Annotated in this window: 1 other RNA gene; it reads left to right on the top strand. The window is 33.1% G+C overall.

Annotated elements, in window-relative coordinates:
- The first annotated feature begins 261 nt into the window (after positions 1-261).
- Positions 262-456: non-coding RNA, 6S RNA (ssrS, locus tag AC1DSL_RS18700), on the top strand.
- Positions 457-951 lie beyond the last annotated feature (495 nt).

The raw sequence follows: 951 nt of genomic DNA, 5'->3' as shown, positions 1-951 counted from the left end.
CATTCCACTGAATACATCTCCAACAAATGTCTTTGAATATTTCAAAATTTTATCCATTTCCTCGTTCCTTCCTACGATGATTTTCATAAGAAAAGCAAAATGATTTTCTTAAAGTATTTTGTTCGGTTTATTATTTTAGATTATACAGGAAAAAAATGTAAATCAATAGAGTGCTATCAAAATAGTTACATAAATAAAAAGATGCTAACCGAGGTCAAAATTCCCATTGAAAGGTCAAAGACAATCGTGTTAAGATATCAATACAAGCTGCATTGTTCGTAACGATATTAAGTTTTAACCTTTAAGCTGTTGTAGGGAGTTTTTATAGAAACAGGAATGACATGCCACATTCACTTAGGTCAATGAGGACAGGCAGGATGGTTTCCGCGAACACCCACTTTGAGGAGTGGTGGTCTAAAACTTTCTTATTTTATTTACGGCAAAGGCGGCTTTCTTAATAAGTCTTTAATAGCAAGGATTTATATGCACTCTTACCAGAAATGGTGAGGGTGCTTTTTTGTGGTCAATTTCTCTGTTGGTGTTAATTTGGTGCAAACTTGCAACAGTTTGGTGCGTCATTTTTCTTTATATATCAGAGGTTTATTACGATTAATAATCAAAATTTGCATTAGAGTTGACTACGTATTTTTCATCTTCATAAAAACTTGTAAACGAGAAAACATCCATTGTCAGTTTCGTTTGATAAATACAAACATTTGTTCTATAATTAGAAATATATGTTCCGATAGTGAGGTAACTCATGAAACCCTTTACAGAAGTCGTATAGGTAGTAATGTTTAGATGGAGGATACTGATAATAGTGAATAATGAATCTTATAATATTTGGACATCATCGAAGGCAATTCACAATGATCTCCTTATTGCAAAGGAGCTACTATATAATAAGTGTGGATTTGACTGCACTCTCCCAAGAGCTGAATCTGAAAGTGC

The organism is Paenisporosarcina sp. P4_D4 (genome assembly GCF_056401835.1).
Note: the sequence above shows the minus strand (reverse complement) of the source record. Positions and strands in the feature narration are given on the sequence as shown.